4 protein-coding genes and 3 pseudogenes are annotated in these 7476 nt (G+C 65.7%); 2 read left to right on the forward strand and 5 right to left on the reverse strand.

Annotated features, from left to right (window positions below; genetic code table 11):
• The first annotated feature begins 150 nt into the window (after window positions 1-150).
• The gene (locus ACIQBL_RS47920) at window positions 151-327 is read left to right on the forward strand and encodes a hypothetical protein (protein ID WP_401955320.1); all 177 of its coding nucleotides are present in this window, start codon (window positions 151-153) and stop codon (window positions 325-327) included.
• 473 nt (window positions 328-800) lie between these two features.
• Here ACIQBL_RS47920 and ACIQBL_RS47925 read toward each other — a convergent pair whose 3' ends face one another.
• The 3 genes and pseudogenes from ACIQBL_RS47925 to ACIQBL_RS47935 all read right to left on the reverse strand — a co-directional run bounded on the left by ACIQBL_RS47925 (window position 801) and on the right by ACIQBL_RS47935 (window position 3732).
• Window positions 801-1907: a ParB/RepB/Spo0J family partition protein gene (locus ACIQBL_RS47925; RefSeq protein ID WP_401955322.1), complete on the reverse strand. Its 1107-nt coding sequence runs from the start codon at window positions 1905-1907 to the stop codon at window positions 801-803.
• 563 nt (window positions 1908-2470) lie between these two features.
• A complete protein-coding gene (locus ACIQBL_RS47930; RefSeq protein WP_401955324.1) occupies window positions 2471-2875 on the reverse strand; it encodes a hypothetical protein in 405 nt (134 codons plus the stop codon).
• A pseudogene (locus ACIQBL_RS47935) lies at window positions 2872-3732 on the reverse strand (IS5 family transposase). The gene ACIQBL_RS47930 and the pseudogene ACIQBL_RS47935 overlap by 4 nt, the downstream one beginning before the upstream one ends.
• 983 nt (window positions 3733-4715) lie before the next feature.
• Here ACIQBL_RS47935 and ACIQBL_RS47940 point away from each other — a divergent pair.
• Window positions 4716-4898 (forward strand): annotated as a pseudogene (locus ACIQBL_RS47940) (IS3 family transposase); the annotation flags it as partial.
• 787 nt (window positions 4899-5685) lie between these two features.
• On the opposite strand, the pseudogene ACIQBL_RS47945 reads toward ACIQBL_RS47940, so the two are convergent.
• Both ACIQBL_RS47945 and ACIQBL_RS47950 read right to left on the reverse strand, forming a co-directional pair.
• A pseudogene (locus ACIQBL_RS47945) lies at window positions 5686-6489 on the reverse strand (IS5 family transposase).
• 191 nt (window positions 6490-6680) lie between these two features.
• Window positions 6681-7067, reverse strand: coding sequence for a hypothetical protein (locus tag ACIQBL_RS47950; RefSeq protein ID WP_401955326.1), 387 nt, complete (start codon window positions 7065-7067; stop codon window positions 6681-6683).
• Window positions 7068-7476 lie beyond the last annotated feature (409 nt).

Raw genomic sequence — 7476 nt, forward strand, 5'->3', positions numbered from 1 at the left:
ACCGGGATGATCGCTGAGGCAGCCGGTCCGCAACGGCCGGTCGCAGTCCGGGTCTGTTGCGGTGTGCGCCCGGAGGAGCGCCCGCATACGGCCTTCAGGCCTGTGGCCTGGGCACCGACGAGCGACCGTCCGCGACTACGGTCGACGAGTGTGTCGTCGGCACCCGGTCCGTACGGCCCACCGGAACGTACGCGCCGGTCGTTCGGCGGCAAGGCGGCGCGTCGGATCGCGCTGTGGCTGAGTGATGAGGGCGAGACGGCGGCGCCGCTCGTGCCGGTCGACTCCGATTACGGCCGCAGCACGGACGCCGACCTTGTGCGCGAGTAACGGGATCTGCTGGAAACAGCCCTCGACGGCACTGGAGCGTTCCGCGCCGGGCCCGTCGAGGAGTATGTCGGCGCCGAGCAGATCCAGTGGATCCTGGCCGGTCGCGGCAGCGTGCTCGCGGGTCTCGACCAGTGGGCGATCACCACGTTGGTCGAGATTGCCGCGAGTAACCCGAAGATCGGCGCCGTCGGGCACGCGAGCATCCTGGACGGCGACGCGCTGTTCCTCACCGCTGCGGTCGGCGGTGCGGGGTGGCGGACAGTTGGCGTCCGCGCGTGGGTGGATGTCTCGACGAAGACCCGATCGCGTTCTCCCGTCGGCCGATGCCGGCCGACGGGTTCAAGCAGAGGAACCCGACGTGACCCTGCCTCCCGTGGCGCCGCGGGCGGCACCGCAGGGGTCGGAGGTGACAGGGGGGGAACATGTCAGGGCTCTGTGCGAGCGATTTCCGGGCGGGGGCGCCGGGCAGGGCATCAGCCCATCGTCCTGCCGGGGAAAACTCGGTTGCGATGGTCCAGACGTTGCGCGAACTCCAGCCAGGCGGCGGCGTACTGGCGAGCGAGACTGCCCACCAGAGCGCCGCAGTGCGGCGGTACGGCAGCGGTCATGTCCCTCCAGTCCGCCGTCGCGTTCTGCTGGAGCAGCCGTAAGAGATGCCGTCCCTCCTCCTTGAGGCGCAGCGACGGATCCCGCAGCAACTTCTCGAGCAGTACGTAGGGGTCGGGCGGCGTAGCGTGGGGCCTGTCTTCGATTCTTCGACGGCTGTCCTGGGACGCGGCCGGGGCGGAGCCGCCGTCGGCGTCGACGGTCACGGTCGAGCATGTCTGGGGAGAGGCTGCGAGGGCGTGCGCTGTCTCTTCCGGCCGCGGCGCCGCCGGCATCTCACCGGCCTGGATGCGCTTGCGGACATCGCTCGCCGTGGCCGGTGAGATGCCGGCGATGCGCGCGACCTCTCGCAGAGACGCCTGTGGATTGTCCGCCATCACTTGGGCGGCCCGTCGCCGGCCCTCCATGCCGTTCAGCGGCCGAACCCGGCCGTCGCGGCCGATTCGGGCATTCAACTGCGGCCCGGCGTCAGTCGAACGACGCCGTATGGAGGCGACTGCCTTGGCACCCAATCCGGAGGCCCGTGCGATGGCTCGGTCCGACATCTTCGGGTGCGAGACGATGATCCGTGTGGCGGCGGCCCGACGGTCGGCCTTTGTGAGCGGCAGACCGTGCGCGACATTCGCCTCGACCGCACGAAGGAAGGCATCCTCCGTGGAACCGTCGAAGAACTCGACGTCGATGGTTTCCTGACCCCGGGCGAAGGCGGCGAGAAGGCGGTGCATTCCGTCGATGACGGCCATGCCGGTCCGGCGCACGAGAATGGGCGGCAGCGGTCCGTCGATTTCGGCCAAACGCGCCACGTGTTCAGGGTCGGGGCCGTGGGAGCGTGGATATTCACCAGGCAGGAGCGACGCGATCGGAACGGAGACGATTTTAGGCTCGTCGACTTCGGTGAGCCTGGATACGCCTATTGAATTGCTGATGGTGTCAATGGGTGCTAGAGCCAGCACCCCAGCATCTGACTGATGCATGTTATAACCCCCGTGTGTCGACACTCACGAGCTTGGTTTTTGCGGGATTTCTAATGTATTTTGTGTCCCTCGCTCGCCGTGGCCATGAAAATCTTCGCGCTCCCAGGAGATCGGCCTTGGCCGGGACAGCACAGTTGCCTCCTTCCGCTCTCGTCGGGTTGCGTGTGGGGGGCTCCGCACTCATGTTCATATAGCCCCGCGTCGTTGTCGAGGCGTTGGAAGTCTCGTGTGACGTGTGTATGGCGGCGGTATGCATTCCGGATGATTCAAGCAGGGGAAGCCTGCGCAACGATCCTGTCAGGTGGGGGAACGCGACTGGCAAAGTAACCGAAATTATCGGCAAAGGGGGAAGGTGTGTGATCGCGGATACTTCGAGAGGGCGTCTGATCCAGAGACCTTTAATGGCTGAGGTTACGGCGGTTGGAGGCCGAGTCCGGCCTTGGCGATGAGGCCTTCGATGAGGTGGGGCCGGTACGGCATTCGTTTCGGCCGGGTCTTCACCAACGTGGTGAGCTGGTCGATGCTGTGTTTGGTGAGGTTGGCCAGGGATCTTTCCGAGGGTGTTACGTCCGTTTCTGGTAGCCGCCTCGTCCGGGCTGGGTGAGGAAGCCTTGCCGGGTGAGGCGTCCGAGGCGGCTGCGGGTGACGTTCATGGCCGGGTCATCTGCTGGCATGCCGAGGAGTTCGTGCAGTTCACGGACCCGGAACGCCTGGTCGGGGTGCTGGTTGAAGGCGTTCACGACGGCCTGGTAGGCAGCGGCCTGCTCGGGCGGAACGAGGTCGCCTCCGCCGTCGGCCGGCGAGAGTTCGGCGATGACCTTCCAGGTGGTGGCCAGATCCGCGAGACGCGCTTCGGTCTCGGCGAGTGCGCCGGTCAAGTCGGCCTTCTGGCCATGGAGTTCAGCTGGGCAGCCAGCGGCTTCGTCGCGGCGGGTCTGGAACTCGGTCAGGAACTCGGTGATGTTCACGCGGCCGTCCGGAAGGTGTCGCGCCAGGTGGGATTGGGTGTGGTGAGGCGGCGGAACATGTTCGCGGTGGAGGCCCAGTAGACGCGTGAGGCGGAGGTGTCGGGCCGGTGGTCGTACTCGCGGGTCAGGCGTCGGTGCAGGATCAGAGTGCTGTTGACCTGCTCGACCACGCACCGTTTGGGCTGCGGGACGAAGTCCTTGCCCTGGTCGGCCGGGTTGCGGCGCACGACCTCGACAGTGATGTCCAGCAGGGCGCCGTGGATGATGACTTCGTCTTTGAAGCCCTGGTCCACCAGAGCCTTCTCCAGACGCAGCCCGCACCGTTCGGCCGCCAATTCGAGCAGGGCGGTGCCGGCGGCGTTGTCGTGGGCGGAGGCGATCAGGATGACGCCGGCGATGATCGGCCCCAGCACGTCGACGGCCAGTCCCCGCTTGCGCCCCGGCGTCCTCTTGTTCACACCCGGTCCCGTCGTAGTCTTCGGGACACCAGCGGCCGCACGCACGGACTGGGTGTCGATGATCACGAGGGACGGGTTCTCTCATCGGCGGGCCCTCTCCCGCACCTGACAGCGCAGGAGTTCCTGGATCCGCTGGTCGAGGCCGCCCTGGCGCCAGAGCGTGAAGTAGAAGTAGTACAATACCGCCGACCAGGCTGGCAGATCGTGGGGCAGACAGCGCCACTGACACCCTGTCCGGTTCCGGTAGAAGATCGAGTTCACGACCTCCCGGAGATCAGGGGTCCTGGGGTCCCCGGTCACCGACCGCCTCACCCGGTCCTGCTTCCAGGCGGTGATCATCGGCTCGATCAACGCCCAGTGCTCGTCCGACAAGTCGCGGGGATACGGTCTTCGGTCCATGCCCACATCCCAGCATGCGCATGGCGAACGGTTGGCTCGTACGGCGATCAGTCCCACGATCGAGCGGTCACGAACCGAGGAAGATCGGACTTAACGCCCTCTCAACTGGCGCCGGCCAACGCTGACGTGGGCGACTGGCGGGCCCGGCAGCACGGATCCGGAGACCGGAGAAGACTTCTGGCATGCCGCAACGGTGTGCGCGTGCGGGATCGGCGAGTTCTCTTACCCCTACCGGCAGCAGCTCACGGCCCTCTTCGGAGTCGAAGAGGAGTACCAACTGTGAGGGCTTCCTCAGTCCGGAAGGGCTGCGGTCCCGGCCATGGAGATGCACGCCGGATTCTCCGGCGACATCGAGGAGGCCGCCGTGTACGGATCCGTACAGTGACACCCGCGAACAGGAGACCCGGGTGGAAACGGATTACTTGCTGAAAGCCGTCCACAAAGGCGGCGGCTGTTGTCTTCGGCTCCCTCGCGCTCGGCGCAGCCGTCGGGGCGTGCGGAAAATGCTGAAAATGACCAATGGTGGCGAGCGTGCTTGGCTTGTCGGTTCGGTTGCCGTTGGTGCCGAGGTGGGCCTGACCGCGAGTGCGGTCGTACTGGCACGTGAGTACCGAAAGGCCCGCTCCAGATACTGGATCTGACCGTGAGGGTCGCCGAGGTTCGTATCCCGACCAGGAGCCACTGGGCGCTGCTCATCGTGGCCACCCAGTCACGCCCCAGCTTGACCAGCTCGTCGTAGCGGTCCCGGGTCACACTCCCGACCATCGCGGACATCCGCACCCACCCCCACGGGCCCGGCGCGGCGCCCTTCGTGCAATCAACTCGCCGCGCACACCTGCCACTTGGCACCATCCGCCGGCCCGGGAACGGTTGCCAGGGCGTACGGACCCGGCGCCTGGAGTGGCCCGGGCCTGGCCCTGCGCGCGGTCTCACACTCCGTCCGGCCGCGTGCGCCGCCGATGCCAGGACCGTTTGAACTCGCCCAGTTCGGGTCCTGGGCATTCACCCAGCGCGCGAGGGCCTCCGGCCTGCTGCCCTCGATGGGCTCCATCGGGGACTGCGTGGACAACGCGATGATGGAGTCCTTCTGGGCCCGCGTCCAGGTCGAGCTGCTCAACCGCAGACGGTGGCGCACCCGGGTGGAGCTGTCCACCGCACTCTTCGAGGGCCTCTACCCCGGACAGCCGATCGACCCGCACACCCTCGGCCGGCGTCTGAAGGCGATCGGCGTCCCGCCTCAACTCGCCCGCCACGCGTCGCTGTTGGACGTAGCCTCGGAGCTGCCCGCCGTCGTCATCAGCCGACTGCTGGGCTTGCACCAGTCCACCGGAGACAACTGGACCCGCGAGAGCCAAGGCTTCGGCGCCGACTACGCCGCAGACGTCAGCCGCCGGTGACCTGGTTTCGTAAGTGAGAGCGGGCAACGTTTATCGACGGTTTTCGTCCGATCTCAGTTGGTTTTCCGTAAGAGTATGGCTGATTCTCGTTGCACCTGAGGGCGGTTTGTTCGTTTCTGGAGCTTCGTGGTTGGCGGGGGGTGTGGTCTGATGGGAAGCGTGGGCTTGGTCCTCGATAACACTGCAAACACGCTGATACGTCTGTTCTGCTTCGTCGAAGCCCCGGCCTTCCAGGGGGAGGCTGACAGTGTCTGCGGGGGAGTGCTACCGCTAGGTAGTCGGTTTGACGATCTATGGCGACGCCTGCCTCAGGGCGGCCAGCCCCAACGAAGCGGCCGTCGCGTTTCAGTGAGCGATCACTATTCGGCACAGCGTCGGTGACCAATTCGGTATCGGAATTGCCCTGATCGGACTCGGCGATGACCACGACCAGTGCGCAGATCTGCATAGTACGGCCTTGCGCCGGAAACAAGCGTTGGACATCCTTCACGACCTGTATAGGCACATTCGCGCGCTTCGAGGCGTCGATCGAACCGCCGCCCGTTTAGAGGATGTCTCACGTGGTGAGTTTCGCGAGCTTCTTGTAGCAGGTGAGGGCGGCTGCGAGGCCGAGGAAGGCGAGGAAGTGGGTGCCCTTTCGCTCGTACCGGACGGTGAGTCGGCGGTAGCCGAACAGCCAGGCGATCGACCGCTCGATCTTCCAGCGGTGCCGGCCGAGCCGCTCGCTCGATTCGATCCCGGGACGTGCGATGCGCGGGACGAGCCCACGCTCTCACAGCCAGGTGAGGTGTTCTGCGGAGAAGTACGCTTTGTCCGCGCGGAGCTTGACCGGTCGGCGCCGCCGCGGCCCGCGGCGGGAGCGGACGGCGGGTATACCGCGGATCAGCGGCTTGAGGGCCAGGCTGTCGTGGGTGTTCGCACCGGACACCGCGACGGCCAGAGGGATGCCCTGGGCCTCGGACAGCACGTGCAGCTTGCTGCCCTTCTTGCCGCGATCGACCGGGTTCGGCCCGGTCAGAGTGCCCCCCTTTGGCTCGGACCGAGGCGGCATCGACGATCGCCGAGGCCCAGTCCAGCTCGCCTCGCGCACCGAGTTCGTCCAGGACCGCCCGGTGGAGCCGACGCCACAGCCCCGCCCGGGTCCACGCGGTGAACCGGCGATGCGCCGTCGCGGGCGAGACACGGAACGTCTCCGGCAGATGCCGCCAGGCACACCCGCTGGTCAGCACGTACACGACCGCCGTGAACACAGCCCGCTCGTCACACGGAGCGGTCCGCCGCCCTGCGGACGGGAGTTGAACGACGGCAGCAACGGAGCGACCAGCTCCCACAGACCGTCAGGAACCAGCCGCTGCGACAGATCGACACCCACAAGCGGCAATGATGCCCCAGCTCACGACATCACCACGTGAGACAACCTCTTAGCAATGGGGTGGAAGATCCCTATCGGCAGCGATCTTCCAGATGCCTCAGATAATTCGTGATGGTCCGTACCCCCGTCGTGCATGCCACCCGGATGTGGCTACAAGACAAGGCGGCTGTCCGTCATTGCTAGCTGATGGTGCCGCAGTTCCGGGCGGCCTGAATCCACACCCAAGACGCTCCCGTGTAGTACTGGTTATAGAGAGTCGCACAGTAGGTGCCCGCGGGGATGGAGAAAGTCCCGCCCGGTGCCTTTTCGCAGCCTGCGATCTCGCTAGAGCTGCTGATCGTGAGGGTGGCCGATTGGCAGAACACGGCGCCGCTTGGATAGGTGACCTGTTCAAAGACGTCGGTGCCGATGAAATAGCTACCGGGTTCCGACCAGCCTCGAACCCGCGTAACCGCGGTGTGGTTGCTGCCCAAGATGTACATGCAGTTGAGGGCGCCGTTGTTGCCGTTCGTGCCGCACGCGTTGATGCTCGCGGACGCGGCCGGCGCTGTGGCTGTCTGAGCCACAGCGCAGAGCGTCAGCACTGCGGCTGAGGCCAGTATTCGCTTAATTCCGTTCATCATTGAAGACATGCCTCCGGTGCGTAGAAGTTGAACTCCTGGTTTCTCCTGGTGAAGAAGCTACGCGGCCTTGCCTGTATCGTGGTTCTAGCTGCGTTACTATCCCACCGCACCGAACGGGCAGCAATGGTGTTTAGGTACACCTTAAATGGCCAGGTCGCCGGACTGAATATGCTGTTCCGCTTTGGTGGGTGGTTTGTGGGGTGGTGTCCGTTCTGGACTGGGCTGTCGCTTTTTGGCGGGCTCCCCGGTCAACCCCGCTGTGAGGTTCGGGGAAGGCGTCACTGGAGTTTCGGGGCTTCCTCGCCAGTGACATGGGCTTGTCTTTGTGCTGGTCGGTTGGTGTTTCGGCTGG

It is taken from the genome of Streptomyces sp. NPDC088350, from assembly GCF_044753545.1.
In the GTDB taxonomy this organism is placed as follows: domain Bacteria; phylum Actinomycetota; class Actinomycetes; order Streptomycetales; family Streptomycetaceae; genus Streptomyces.